Source organism: Geobacillus sp. 47C-IIb (genome assembly GCF_014679705.1).
Lineage (GTDB): Bacteria > Bacillota > Bacilli > Bacillales > Anoxybacillaceae > Geobacillus > Geobacillus thermodenitrificans.
The window spans coordinates 2,117,434-2,131,516 of sequence record NZ_CP061473.1 but is presented as its reverse complement, the minus strand read 5'-3'; the positions used below and the strand labels follow the sequence as shown (position 1 = coordinate 2,131,516).

At 44.2% G+C, this 14,083-nt stretch carries 9 protein-coding genes; all 9 read right to left on the bottom strand.

Features of this window, described 5'->3' with window-relative positions; translation table 11 throughout:
* Window positions 1–28: 28 nt before the first annotated feature.
* Complete coding sequence (locus IC804_RS10845; RefSeq protein ID WP_029761574.1) at window positions 29–595, bottom strand: nitroreductase family protein; 567 nt, start codon at window positions 593–595, stop codon at window positions 29–31.
* A gap of 43 nt (window positions 596–638) precedes the next feature.
* The gene (locus IC804_RS10840; protein WP_051358537.1) at window positions 639–1,610 is read right to left on the bottom strand and encodes a FecCD family ABC transporter permease; all 972 of its coding nucleotides are present in this window, start codon (window positions 1,608–1,610) and stop codon (window positions 639–641) included.
* 46 nt (window positions 1,611–1,656) lie between these two features.
* Window positions 1,657–2,664 (bottom strand): FecCD family ABC transporter permease, encoded by a 1,008-nt coding sequence (locus IC804_RS10835; RefSeq protein ID WP_029761577.1) that lies wholly within the window; start codon window positions 2,662–2,664, stop codon window positions 1,657–1,659.
* A 22-nt stretch (window positions 2,665–2,686) separates the two neighbouring features.
* Window positions 2,687–3,673, bottom strand: coding sequence for an ABC transporter substrate-binding protein (locus IC804_RS10830; RefSeq protein WP_029761578.1), 987 nt, complete (start codon window positions 3,671–3,673; stop codon window positions 2,687–2,689).
* A gap of 99 nt (window positions 3,674–3,772) precedes the next feature.
* A complete protein-coding gene (locus IC804_RS10825) occupies window positions 3,773–5,410 on the bottom strand; it encodes an AraC family transcriptional regulator (protein ID WP_029761579.1) in 1,638 nt (545 codons plus the stop codon).
* A gap of 116 nt (window positions 5,411–5,526) precedes the next feature.
* Entirely contained in the window at window positions 5,527–5,682 is a 156-nt protein-coding gene (locus IC804_RS10820; protein WP_172437881.1) for a hypothetical protein, read from the bottom strand.
* Window positions 5,679–6,467, bottom strand: a complete 789-nt coding sequence (locus tag IC804_RS10815) for a 4'-phosphopantetheinyl transferase family protein (protein WP_223812946.1) — start codon at window positions 6,465–6,467, stop codon at window positions 5,679–5,681. Before IC804_RS10815 ends, IC804_RS10820 begins: the two co-directional genes overlap by 4 nt.
* Before the next feature lie 219 nt (window positions 6,468–6,686).
* Window positions 6,687–6,893 (bottom strand): MbtH family protein, encoded by a 207-nt coding sequence (locus IC804_RS10810; protein ID WP_029761581.1) that lies wholly within the window; start codon window positions 6,891–6,893, stop codon window positions 6,687–6,689.
* A gap of 19 nt (window positions 6,894–6,912) precedes the next feature.
* Window positions 6,913–14,067, bottom strand: a complete 7,155-nt coding sequence (locus tag IC804_RS10805; protein WP_029761582.1) for an amino acid adenylation domain-containing protein — start codon at window positions 14,065–14,067, stop codon at window positions 6,913–6,915.
* Between the last annotated feature and the right edge of the window lie 16 nt (window positions 14,068–14,083).

Sequence of the window (14,083 nt, the reverse complement as noted above, 5' to 3'; positions counted from 1 at the left end):
TTCCTTTAACATATGACAAACCTCGGCCTCATGCTTGGTCAAAAATCATCGTTAATTGCGAAGCTGGAATACGCGACCGAGCAGGTGGAATTTGGGCAGGATAGCCGATATGGAGATTGCCAACCACTTTCTCTTTGGGCTGAATCTCCATCGCTTCTCGAAAAATAGGATCATGCAACCATCCAGGTGTCTTCCACACCATGCCGATCCCTTTTTCCCATGCAAGCAGACCAAAATTATGGATCACACAACTTGTTGATGCATAATCTTCTTCTCTAACTACCTCATTAGGGTTCTCTCTCATCACTACCGTTAAAATCATCGGAACAGACATGATTTTATCGTAAAATTTTTGACCGATTTCCTGCTTTTTTAATGGATCCTCTTCTTTGTTTTCTTTGATTTTCCGCACGGCATCAGCAATTTTTTTAAGGCCTTCTCCATATGTTAAAATGAACCGCCAGGGCTGAGTCAGACGGTGATTAGGAACCCAAACAGCTGTATCAAGCATCTCCATGACAAGCTCAGGTGATACAGGACGATCTTCAAATAGATGAACAGAACGACGCTCCCGCAATAATTGGCTCAGCTCCATAAGTCACCCTCCATTTTTCAGTTTTCGAGATGTCTCTTGTCTCTTACACTTTTGTTTTAAATAGCAAGTACACGAAGTAAGGAATACCAATGATGGCAATGACAATTCCAACAGACAGTTCGACAGGCGCAAAAACTGTTTTAGCAATAAAGTCTGAAACCACTACCAACAACATGCCAATCGTTCCGCTAATGGGAATGACACGCTGATGATGAACCCCGACGAGACGCTTGGCAATATGGGGAGCAATCAAACCAACAAAACCGATGTTTCCAGACACAGACACACACGCACTGACAATCCCAATACTCGCCAATAGCAATAGATTTTTTTCCTTTTCAGTAGAAACCCCTAACCCTTTTGCACGCTCTTCCCCTAATTGGAACAAATCGAGAATATAAGCTTTGCTGATAATAATGGGAACAAGCAAAATCATCCATGGCAACATGGCAACAACATATTGCCAATTGGCGTTCCAAATGCTTCCCGCAAGCCATACTGTCGCCATTTCAAAATCCTGTGGATTCATCTTTAACGATAAATATAAAGATACCGCCCCAAAACCAGCCCCCGCGGCAATTCCTACAAGAATGAGCCGCTGCGTATCCAAACGACCGTTTTGTCGCGCAAACAGATAAATCAGCAAAGCAGCACCCAATCCACCAGCCCATCCAAACAGTGGCATCGCTAAAATCGATAGCCAATCACTTTCCGCTGTCCTGCGACCTCCAAAGAAAAGCATAAAAATGACGATCATGGCTCCAGCCCCAGCATTAATGCCCAAAATTCCTGGATCAGCCAAACCGTTTCGGCTAATTCCTTGGATAGTCGCCCCAGCTACTCCTAATCCAAAACCAACCAACGCGGCAATGACAATACGCGGCAGTCGGAAATCCAAAATCACCAAATCATGTTCCGGAACCGGATCCATTCGCAGCAGCGTTTTTAAGACATCTTGAACACTTAGATCAAATACTCCATTTGTTAGACTAATATAAATCGCCACTAATATCATGACAATATTGCTAAATAGTACTAACCAATAGCGCTTAGCTGGATGACTAAGCACCCTTTCCTCCCCCTCTCGTATAAATTAAATAGAGGAAGAAAGGCACACCAATCAAAGCTGTAACGACCCCGATCGGTGTTTCAAACGGATAATTCAAAAATCGGCTTAAAATATCGGAAAGCGCCAAAAAGATCGCTCCAAGAACACCGGCACAAGGAATGATTCGGCGATAATCAACCCCTACTAAAAACCTCGTCATATGAGGAATAATTAAACCAACGAAGCCGATATTTCCAGCCAAGGCAACAGAAATGCCTGTTAAGATAACCACGCTGGCGATCGCCAAGGCCTTGATCACCATCGTTTTCTGACCTAAGCTGACCGATATTTCCTCTCCTAACGACAAAATCGTAATCGATTTAGAAACCATAAGGGCAATAGTAAGACCAACAATGGCAAAAGGCACTGCCAATTTAATGAAATTAGGGTCCATTTGATGCAACCGAGCATTGTACCAAAAACTTACATTCTGCGAAACTTGAAAATAAGAAGAGAGAGCGGCTGATATGCTGCTCAAAAATGTTCCAATAATCATTCCAATAATCGCCATTCGAACAGGCGACATTCCATTGGGCAGGATGGAGGCCATCCAGAACACAAAGCCTACCGCAACCGCTGAACCAACCAATGAGTACATGATCATCTCAAGCGAAGAGGCGCCCGGCTGAATAATCATACAAAGTGTAATCGTAAAAACCGAACCATCTGAAACCCCCATAATGGAGGGAGACGCTAAATAGTTCCTTGTCATCCCTTGCATAATCGCTCCTGAAATCGCAAGGAATGCACCAATCAAAAGAGCACCGATCACTCTTGGCAGTCTCGAATGCCTGACAATTTGATGATTCACATCATTCGGGTCAAAATCAAATATCGCTTTCCAAACTGTCACCTCATCTATATTTTTGACCCCATATAAAATAGATGCGATGATGATCAACACCATCGCAACCGGTGAAAGCCATAAAATCAGGGCTGACGGAGAAATCCTTAATTGCATATTGACGCTACCCTGCCTTGTATTATTCGTTGCCGAGTTTCTCCACAACTGCTTTTAAGAAATTGATTTTGCTCCACGCTGTGCCGCCTTGTGCAAGCGGGTCGACAACGTTGACGAACACTTTATCATTTTTTACAGCATTGATGCTTTTCCAAATTGGATTGTTTTGTAGCTCTTCAAGTGCTTTAGGATTGTTTTTATTTTCATCTTCTGAGAATTGCACAAAGATATAGTCCGGATTCATTTCGCTAAATTTTTCTAAAGAAATGACTTCCTGAGCTTTCGCATTTTGAATTTCTTGAGGTACTGTGAATCCTAAATCCGTATATAGCGAAGGGTTGAAAAATACATTTGGCGGATAGATCATAATATTACCGCTTCGAATGCGAACAGCCACGACTTTCTTATCTTTTAGCTTGTCTCCCAGCTTCGCGTTCGCTTCTTCTAAGTCTTTTTTATATTGGTTTAATACTTCTTCAGCTTTATCTTGTGTTCCAGTCACTTCTGCCAACACACGCAAATTGGCTTCCCAATCTGTTGAGATGTGAGAAATCGGAATCGTCGTTGCTATTTTCTCCAGTTTTTGCGCAACATCTGGCGGGAATTTTGTCGTTGAGAAAATAACGTCTGGTTTTAATTTTAAAATTTCCTCAATATTAGGCTGCGCTTTTTCACCGATAGAGACAGTAGAGCCTGTAATGTCCTTAAACATTTCTGGGAATTTGCCACCAACCGTAATGCCTCCAAGCGGCTTTACTCCTAACACAAGCGCATCTTCCATCGTTTCCATGCTTCCCGTGATAACGATTTTATCCGTTTTGACCGGAACTGTATAATCCTTTCCAAGATACTGAATCGTATGTTTTTCATTCGAATTCGCTTGTGTTTCTTGTTTTGTATTCGAGCCCCCTCCTGATTTTTCAGGAGCTGATGATTCTTTCGCACTACAAGCGCTTAATACAAAAATCAGTAGAGCGATGAGGCCTAGATAAAGATAGTTTCTCTTCATGTCTCTCTTAAGTCCTCCCCTTATCCTCCTTTTGATAATGATTATCATTTATGATTATAATTTGGATCTCCCACTCTGAACATGGACAGTATCCGAAATTCATTTTGGACAAATTCCAGAAAAAAGCTTTAACGATTCATCAATCATTCGATCATGGGCATATGCCGAGTACTCCATCCACGGATCGGAAGAAAGCACATAGACTTGCTGATGGCGAACCGCTTTCAGCTCTTGCCATGGAAGGGAGTATTGCAATTGATTCCAAAAAGCTAACGTTTCTTCTTCCTGCCTAATTAATAGCAACAAACGATCCATATCGATTTGAGCAAGCTGATCAAGCGTAATCGGTTCATTGTAAGTACCGCGCTTAGGATACGCAGCATTCATTTGCAAATCCTGATAAAACACCTCTGATATGCTACGATTGCAATGAGCATATAAATGCTGATTCGAGATGCGCACGACTAAAAATGTGTCCTCTCCGACTTCCTGCTTTAGCTGTTGTCTAGCAAACTTCACTTTTCGTTCATACATTTGAAGCCAACTTTCTGCTTCCTTCTCTTCCCCCAAAAATTCAGCCGTCAGCATCAGCTGTTCCCGCCAATTTTTCTCAATCCATGGAACATAAAACATAGGAGCAATCTGTTCAAGTCTCTCCTTCTCCATCGTTTTGAGATCGTCTGTGCTAATAATCACATCCAGCTGCTCATGAGACAGTGTCTCGATTTTTGATTCCCAATGCTGATTTTTGCGATAAGCACTAAGAGGGACAGAAATATCGTCACGATACATTTTATAGTAATAAGCGGTCCATTTCGGATGAAGCGGCGCCGCATAAGGAATAATCTTTAAGGCAAGCAATTGGCCAGTAATCGGAGAGGTATAGGCAGCAATTTTCCTCCGGCGGCTTTTCATATAAGCGGTCGGTGTAACTCCTACCTTCTTTTTAAATTTACGGCTAAAGTAAAATTCATCATGATAGCCAACCTGATGGGCGATATCACGCAGTTTCGCGTCGGATTGAGCCATCAGACGCTTCGCCTTATTCAGTCGAAGCTCTGTTAAATAATCCATTGCGCTCATTCCATACGTTTTTTTGAACAAATCAACAAAATATTTAGGACTAACATTGGATATCCTTGCTAATTGCTCAATCGTCAAATTCTCATAAAAATAGCGTTCCATATAGTTCTTAGCAGCCTCTAGCGATGTTCGCGATTCTTTAGGCAAAGGGGAACGATGCTTCATGATATAATAAAGCAACTGTTGGAAAGCAAGCTGACAGCGAAACCGTTCGAGCTCGTCCTCGCTTCGCCAATGATCATAAATTTCGTCACATAATAAGATCAGCCGATCCGCAGGAAACACAGGGATTTCCCCCTGTAACGGGAAAAGACATTCCCCGTGATGAGAGAGGCATTCATATCTTGAACCTTTCCTTTGAAACACGTCAAACTTAAACAAGAACATTTTACTTCTTGCTTCTATTTCAATTCCATATGTATCATCAGGCGAGCATATATAAGCGGTATTCGGCCGCAGCCGATACCTGTGACTATTTAACATAAAATGTCCTTGTCCATCTTTAACGATCATCAGTACATGAGAAGTTGTAAGCTGCGGTTCGATCTGCCAGCCGTTTTCTTCTTTGATGAACTGCATCTCCCGCATTCTAAAAAACGACCGATCCCAAGCAAACTCCGTGGTCTCTTGCCTGATCATTTCAGATTGAGCCATGCTCTCCCTCCTTCTTGCTTCTTTATCTATACATGAAAAGAACGAGTTAATTCGATCTTTGACTATTCATTGTTATTTTGTTTTTTGATAATGATTATCATTATTATAACAGTATATCAAACCATTCCTTGTTTCACAATATCCTCCCATTCAAGTTCCATTCGTTGATTATCGATAACAACCGAAGCACAGGCGTCCGCAGGCACACAGCCAAAAAACAAGGCTGGTCTCCGGTTGAGAACAACCATATCCATCCCTGCCCAATCATTCATTGTTCCATCTTTCTATAATCATCTTTCCAGCCAAATCCTTTCCTCAGCAACATTCGAGCATCATATCGCTCTATTTGTTTTCCTGCTTCACCCAACAAAGCTAATGAGGCCACATAACCATTATCCATCTCTAATGGATACATCGCTGCACGGTTGAGACAACCAGGATCGCCTTTCAAATAAAGTAACCGTGGAGTTTGATGAGGCGCAGATACGATCACATGCAATGGGGAAATTTGCAACCCTTTACCCGTTGCTTTCAATATCGCTTCTTTCCTTGTCCAATATGTATAAAAAACTCTCCTTTGCTCCTGAGGTGATGCTTGAAACAAATGATATTTTTCTTCCTCTGCCAGTACTTCATTCGCCATTTGCCTGATATCTAAAGCGTAAGAGTCATCGAGCCACTCAACGTCGACACCAACGGGGGTGCCGGCTGTAAAAGCCACAAGAACTCTCTCGCCGGAATGAGAAATCGACCATTGGAATGAACGGTCAGGCAACTGCGGACGGCCATGAGCCTTGCGACAAGCCGGGCAAGTGCGATCAATCGGCACTTCATGTGGAGCCATATTGAGCTGTGCTGCTAATACAAAGCGACTTAATACACACCCGATGATAAAATGAGCTCGATCTTGTTCTTTCCGAAATGATTGTACTCTTTCCTTTTCCTCCGGGTTCAGCAATTGAATATGCCACGGTTGTAGATCACGGATGTCAGCGAGCCAAACCTGGCATGCATGCTTCGTCAAATGAGGAACAGAATCCGCCATTTCCCATTCCATCACAGCAAGCATTCCCCTCTCTCATTTCCGTTTTGCTTGATCGTAAAGCAAATAAAAGAAGAGTTAAGCAGGTGTTCTAACGGTTGGATCATTTCCTGCTCAACTCCGATTTGGTACAGCTCATTGCGAAGTGAAAATTGTTCAATTTTTATTAAGCATATAGTGAAAGGGTCCAAAGAAGTCTCTCTTCTATACTTCACTTGATCCACGTTCTACGCTCTATTTTTTGATTTCTCGCAAGCTGTTAGGCCTCATATCCGTCCAGTGTGTGCGAATATAATCTTGGCAAGCAGAACGTGTATTTTCGGAAAACACAACTTTCCAACCGGACGGAACTGCAATGGAGGACGGCCAGAGCGAGTACTGGCCTTCCTCATTGATTAAGACAACATAGGTCCCATCTTGATTTTCAAAAGGGTTGGTCATGTTCTACCTCTCCCTTCATTCATCGGACTGAAATCACTTTCTTTCTTAATTGATCAGCAAGAATGCGGCCAATTTCAGCCAATGGACCAGGCTGGCACATATCCTTATGACGGCATTCGATATCATATTGAATGATTCGACCATCGATATATGGCAGCCATGCCTCCGGCTCAATTGGGTCAAACCATTCTGGAATAACGGTTGAACGAAAGAATAGGAGATCTCCCTTATAGCGCCGCGGCATATATTCACTTAAAATCCGGACAGAATTGACATACGTATTTTTAAGATTGAAGATGGTTGACTCTTCTAAGCTAGCTAGCGCACTACCGTCACTCCGAAGCATCTCAATCGTATTTTCCAAATTCAACGGCTTCCCATCCATGTTATCCGGATCATATCCCCCTAAAGCGAGCAATGCAATCAAAGCCTCTTGCTCATCCGGGGCCTTAGCAATCGGTAAAAAGTGGCTAGGGTATGCGTCTAACATCACTAGAAGGGCAATCTCGTCTCCTTGCTGCTGCAGCTGTGTCGCCATTGCATGTACGACATTTCCACCTAGCGACCATCCTAATAAGTAATATGGTCCTTTCGGCTGGACTGTCTTTATTTGCTCAATATAATCCGCAGCCATCTCATCTAATGTCTCTGGCAATCGCTCAGCTTTCGCAATCCCTCGAGCCTGTAATCCGTATATTGGATATTCCGTTCCGATCGATGTCATCAATCCTGCATAGCACCAGCTAAGACCTCCCGCTGGGTGTACGCAAAATAGTGGAGGCTTTGTACCGGAAGCTCGCAATGGCAACAATATATCTAAAGCATGATGACTGCTTCCCATTTCTAACTTCTCAGCAAGGCCCGCAACGGTAGGAGCTTCAAATAAATCACCAATGCTCAACTCAACTCCAAACGTCTCACGAATACGACTCATTAACTGAACGGCCAAAAGTGAATGGCCCCCAAGTTCAAAGAATCCATCGTCAATGCCGACACGCGGTAAGCGGAGTATCTCCGTAAAGAGATCACATAACATCTCCTCTTGAGGTGTTCGTGGCCCGCGCCCACTTACTTCGATCGATAAATCAGGCATTGGTAACGCTTTGCGATCCAATTTACCATTTGGAGTTAACGGCAAAGCTTCGATCATGACAAAAGCGGATGGAATCATATAATCAGGCAGGCTAGCCGCAACATATTTCCGCAACTCGGACGATTTAAACTCGGCATCCTTTGCCGGCACAATGTAGGCCACAAGCCGTTTATCCCCCGACTGATCTTCCCGAACAATGACGGCGACTTGGGCAATTTGAGGATGTTTTGCTAAAACGGCCTCAATCTCTCCCAACTCAATTCGATAGCCTCTAATTTTGACTTGATGATCGATTCGGCCAATATAATCCAACGTCCCATCTATGCGCCATTTTGCTAAATCGCCCGTCCGATACATTCTTGAACCCGGCGGTCCAAATGGATTAGCAATAAAGCGTTCAGCGGTTAAATCAGGACGTCCTAAGTATCCTCTTGCTAGTCCAGCTCCAGCCACATACATCTCGCCAATCACTCCAGGCGGAACCGGCTGCAGATGATCATCTAATAAATACACCTCTAAATCAGGAATATTGCCACCGATTAAGCTATTCCCTTTCAGAGAAAGAACCGTGCGATCCAATTCAATATAGCTGACATGCACCGTCGTCTCCGTAATCCCGTACATATTAATCAGTTTCGGCTGATCCTCAGGATGCCGCTCATACCAATCTTCTAAACGGCTCAACTCCAATGCTTCTCCACCAAAAATCACAAAGCGCAAGGAAAGCTGCTTCGATAATTCGCTGTTTTCCCGATCAGCCTGCATCAGCTGATAAAAAGCGGATGGCGTTTGATTAAGAACTGTGACGTTTTGCTCGACCAACAATTGAAGAAACTCCTTCGGTGAACGGCTTACATGGTGTGGAACAACTACAAGACGTCCGCCATATAAGAACGGTCCCCAAATCTCCCAAACAGAGAAGTCAAACGCATAAGAATGGAATAATGTCCAAACATCCTTTTCCGAAAATTGGAACCAATGCTCGGTCGAATGGAACAGCCGGACTACATTTTGATGTGGAATCATTACGCCTTTTGGTTTTCCTGTTGAACCAGAGGTATAGATGATATAAGCCATATGATATGGCGACAAAGCTTCGATTCGATCCGTATCATTCGGATTCGTTTCTGGATAGTGGCTAATTTGTCTCATAACAGGCTCCGCATCGACTACGATATGCTCCACATTCGGCGTATGCGGAAGCTTCACTGCCATTTGCTGATTGGTAATCACATACATCGGCTGTGCATCTTCCATCATATAGGCAATGCGCTCTTCAGGATAATTCGGATCTAAAGGCAAGTAAGTGCCTCCTGCCTTCAATACCGATAAAATGCTGACCACCATTTCCAATGAACGCGGCAACGCAAGAGCAACTACTCTTTCTGGACCTACTCCTTTACTGATGAGAAAATGAGCCAACCGATTTGCTTTTTTATTTAGCTCAGTATAGCTAAGTTTTTGATCTTCAAAAACAACAGCCGTCGCATCTGGAACTCGTTCGACTTGTTTTTCAAATAAAGCTGGCAGTGTTTCCATAGACATATGCGGTTGACGATGCTCTGATTGATTCAGAAGGAGTTGATGTTCTTCTGGCAGCAGCATATGAATTTGCCCAATCGGCAATTCAGGATTCTCCACTACTTCTTTAAGGAGCTGACGTAACCGCTTGGCAAATCGTTCAACGGTCTCCTGCTGGAATAAATCTCGGCTATACTCAAATAAACCTATTAATCCAGCCGGCGAGCCATCTTCCATCCGGTTTTCGCGAAGCTCGAGCGTCAAATCAAATTTGGCAGAGCCGACACTGCGAACTTCTAATCGACTTTCCACCCCTTGCAACTCCAGCTTTGGCTCCGGTGTATTGTGAAATACAAACATGACTTGAAATAGTGGGTGCTTGGCCCGAGAACGAACTGGATTTAAAATCTCTACTAATCGTTCAAACGGCACGTCTTGATTTTCATAAGCGGATAGATTCACTTGCTTCACTCTAGCAAGCAGTTCTCGAAAACTCGGATTTCCCGATGTATCCATACGCAGCACAAGCGTATTAACAAACATTCCCACAAGGTCTTCCAAGGCATCGTCATTTCTTCCTGCAATTGGACTGCCAATTGGAATATCTGTTCCCGCTCCCAACCGGGTGAGAAGAGTAGCAAATCCCGCTTGAAGCACCATAAATAAGCTTGTTTTATTCTCACGTGCCAAAGCTAATAGCCGTTGATGGAGCTCCGCATCGAGCTCGAATTCGACAACGCCGCCTTCATAACTGGACTCCGCAGGACGCGGATAGTCAGTCGACCACTCCAGTTCTTCAGGTAAATCGGCAAGCGTCTGCTTCCAGTAATCCAACTGTTTCGCAACGAGATGATCCGGACGGTTTTCGTTTCCTAAAAATTCTTGCTGCCAAAGAGCATAGTCAGCATACGTGACCGGCAAAGGTGGCCAATCTACTTTTTGCTGCTGGCAATGTGCGTGATAAGCACTAGCTAAGTCACGAGTCAGAGGAGTTAACGACCATCCGTCTGCTGCAATATGGTGCATTAAAAGCAACAGCACATATCGATACTCTCCAATTACAAATAGCTGTGCTCGAATTGGTGGTTCTTTTGCTAAATCAAAGCTATAACGCACTGCTTCATCTAGCACACGAGATAACTCATTTTCGCTAACTTCTTGAACGATCAGCTCTGGACGTGCATGATGCGGTTCCAAAACGATTTGCCTTGAAGTACCCGAACGATCTGGAAAAATCGTACGTAACGTTTCATGCCGTTCCACCACATCATATAAAGCTTGTTGCAAAGCAGCAATCTGAAGCTCACCTGTTAAATGCACAACGACCGGTATATTATACGTAGGGCTTGGACCTTCTAAATGATGTAAAAACCATAAACGTCGCTGAGCAAATGATAGAGGAATTTTGTCTTTATGAGCATATGCTTTCACTGGTGGTTTCCCGTATGCTGCTTCTTTTAGATGATGAACAAGGCTCGCCACTGTCGGTGATTCAAACAGCTTGCCGATGGCCAACTCCACGCCCAACACATCGCGGATGCGGCTGATTAAACGCGCAGCGAGCAACGAATGGCCTCCCAGTTCAAAGAAGTTATCGTCAATACCCACTGCTGACAAATCAAGCACTTCAGCAAAAAGCTCACATAAAATTTCTTCTTGCGGTGTTCGAGGCTTGCGTCCCTTCATTGTCATCGTCCAATCGGGAACCGGCAGCGCCTTGCGATCAATTTTTCCGTTTGGAGTAAGTGGAAATTCTTCTAAAATCATAAAGGACGATGGGACCATATAGTCTGGCAGCTTTTCACTGACATAATGCCGCAGTTCAGCCAGATCAAGCGATCCTTTTGGGTCGCAAGGAATGAGATAAGCCACCAATCTTGGATCGCCTGGATGATCTTCACGAGCCACGACTATCGCCCGTTCTACCTCATCGTATTTGGTTAATACGGCTTCAATTTCACCGATCTCAATGCGGAAGCCACGCAGCTTCACTTGATAATCAACACGCCCGATATAATCTAAAGAGCCATCCTTGCGCCAGCGCACAAGATCCCCTGTCCGGTACATTCGACTGCCTGGTGGACCGTATGGATTAGCGACAAAACGTTCGGCAGTCAAATCCGGCCGTTTCAAATATCCTCTCGCTACCCCCTCACCAGCAATATATAATTCACCAACTACTCCAGGAGGAACAGGCTGCAGATGGCGATCCAAAACATACACTTGTGTATTCCAAATAGGTTTACCGATCACAGGAGCATGAATGTCATCCTGCTGCAAAGTCGCCATCGTGGACCATATCGTTGTCTCTGTTGGTCCGTATAAATTCGTGATCTCGCATCCGAGCTGATCCAAAGCTGATGCAAGGCTGCTTAGCAATGCCTCTCCCCCAACAAGCACCCTCAACCTGGCGATGCTGTCAGGATGATACGTCACAAGCATATGCCAAAGTGTCGGTGTCGCCTGCATGATTGTAATCTCTTCCTTAGAAAGCAGCGCAGCGAGTGTTTGCGGATCTTGAACGGCTTCTTTTTTCGCTACAATTAATCTTGCTCCGCTCATTAATGGGAGAAAGATTTCCAAAGCAGCAATATCAAAGGCAATCGTTGTCACTGCCAGCCAGCGGTCACGCTCATTGAGCCTAAATTTGTCTTGCATGGCAAATAAAAAGTTATTTAGATTTTGGAATGGCACAACCACTCCTTTTGGCTTTCCTGTTGAGCCTGACGTATAAATCACATAAGCCGGATGAAGAGCAGAGCGCTCACTTCCAACATTCGTGCTAGGATAGCGTTTGATTGCCTCTTCGGTTTCTGGATGATCAAGCACAATCATGGACAACGAAGAAATCGCCGATAACTTCTGGTTTGTCGCTGAATTTGTAATGATGCAAAGCGGTTCAGCATCATCAAGCATAAAAGCTAAACGCTCTTTTGGATATTCAGGATCAATCGGCAGATAAGCTGCACCCGCTTTTAGCACCGCTAGCATCGCGATCACCATATCAATGGAACGTGGCAAAGCCAATGCTATATACTGTTCGGGGCCTGCTCCCTTTTCTACAAGTAAACGGGCCAAACGATTGGCTTGTTCATTCAGCTCTTTATAACAAAGCATCTGACTTTCGCAAATGATCGCAATCGCTTCCGGATACTGCTGTGCTTGTTTTTCAAACAGCTGTAAAAAGCTTTCTTCTGAATGACGCTGTGCCGTCTCGTTCCATATTTCAATTACTTGGCGGCGTTCTTGCTCAAGCAGCACATCTACACTTCCAATGGTCACGTCCTCTTGCAGCGATGTGAGCGTCTCCAAAAGCTGTAAAAACCTAGATTGATGAATGGCAAGGTCATCAGTTTGATACATTTCCGGATTCGCATCAAAATCAATTCTTAGGCCATTTCCATCTGTTCGATCGTAGACATTAATCGCCAAATCATCCACAGGCCCGGCTGCAAGGTTATGTGTAGTCCCTTGATATCCGTCAAATCGCAATCCATAGTCAAACGGCATAATATTGACTTGCACACCAAAGAGTCGTTGATTTTCTCCTAATAGTTTCAGATCGCGGCGCAGCTGCTCATGGCGATATTTATGATGTTTCTTGATTTCTTTGATTTCTTGACGAACAACGGTTAATAGCTGTGACATTTTCATATCTGCATGCAGATGCAGACGAAGCGGCACAAGATTCATCACCATAGCCGGTACATACAATGCCACGGAGCCTAAGCGATTCATCATCGGCAAGCCAAGAATCACATCTGTAGCGCCTGTCAACCGATGAAGATAAAGAGCAGTTGCTGCAAGGAAAAGCTCATGCCATCCTGCTTTCCAATATTGAGCCGACTGTTTCAACCGTTCCGTTTGAGCAACAGATAAATGAACGGTTTTTCGAATAAACGTATGCGAAGCGCGCGCCGCTCGATCAGAAAGGCTTACGGCTTCAGGCTGATCTCGAAAACGCTCTAGCCAAAATTGACGGTCACGTCCATATTGCTCAGAAGCATGATAAACCTCCTCTTCTTCAATCACTTCGCGAAATGAAGCAAAGACGTCATCATCTATCACGCGCTCATTCATGAGCGCCGTATAAGTCTCCGCTACTTTTTGGGCAATCAGCGAAAAGCCAAAGCCATCGATGGCAATATGATGAATGCGCTGATACCAGAAAAAGCGCTGATCAGAAATCTTAAATAACGCTTCCGTAAAAAGCGGATCGCATGTTAAATCGACCGGTTTCAATAGATCTTTTTTCATCCAAAGCAACGCTTCAGACTCCGGATTTGTGGCTGTACTCATATCAATGAAATAAAATGGGAAATCCGACGAAGGATCGATGATCTGCCATGGCCCATTTTCATCTTCACCAAATTGAGCGTGCAATGATTCTGCTTTAACCAACACGTGACGCAATGCTTGTTCAAAGCGAGCCGGATCAACCGGCCCGTGAATTTCGATGTATTCTCCTGTATTATAGATGGGATTGGTTGGATCCAGCTGTTGAGCAAACCAAATACCCGCTTGCGCCCCAGATAGAGGCAAACGCAGACGCTGATTCATGGATTCGGCCTCCTTA